The organism is Mesorhizobium sp. M0701 (assembly GCF_040320365.1).
In the GTDB taxonomy this organism is placed as follows: Bacteria; Pseudomonadota; Alphaproteobacteria; order Rhizobiales; family Rhizobiaceae; genus Mesorhizobium.
The window spans coordinates 1-589 of record NZ_JAMYPO010000134.1 but is presented as its reverse complement, the minus strand read 5'-3'; the positions used below and the strand labels follow the sequence as shown (position 1 = coordinate 589).

The following is a 589-nucleotide window of genomic DNA, read 5'->3' as shown; positions in this document are numbered from 1 at the left end:
GCAGTGTTCTACTATTCCCGCGATCGCCGAGGCGAACATCCCGCGGCGCATCTCGCCGGCTGGAGCGGCATTCTGCAGGCCGATGCCTTTGGTGGTTATGGCGATCTCTATGCGACGGGTCGTCAGCCGGCGCCTGTTCTGGAGGCCAGCTGCTGGGCCCACAGCCGACGCAAAGTGTTTGAGCTGGCCGATGTCGAAGCGGCGGCGCGCAAGAAGGCGCACGGCGAGAAGCCCAACCTGGTCTATCCGCTGGCGGTCGAAGCCGTGAAGCGCATCGATGCCCTGTTCGATATCGAGCGCGCGATCAACGGCCTGTCGCCGGCCCAACGCCACGCGGTGCGCCAAGAGCGGAGCGCGCCGCTGGTCACCGAGCTCGAGCGCTGGATGATCAAGACGCGCGACAAGCTCTCGCGCGGGCACGACCTGACCAAGGCCTTCAACTACATGCTGCGCCGCTGGTCATCCTTCACCCGGTTCCTCGACGATGGGCGGATCTGCCTATCCAACAATGCAGCCGAGCGAGCCCTGCGCGGCATCGCGAAGACCGATTCATTATGCACCTCCTTTTCAAATGGCGGAAAACAGCGAT

1 protein-coding gene is annotated in these 589 nt (G+C 64.0%); it reads left to right on the top strand.

Annotated elements, in window-relative coordinates; genetic code table 11:
* A partial coding sequence (locus tag NKI24_RS35885; RefSeq protein ID WP_352750953.1) for an IS66 family transposase occupies window positions 1-589 on the top strand: 589 nt, incomplete at both ends.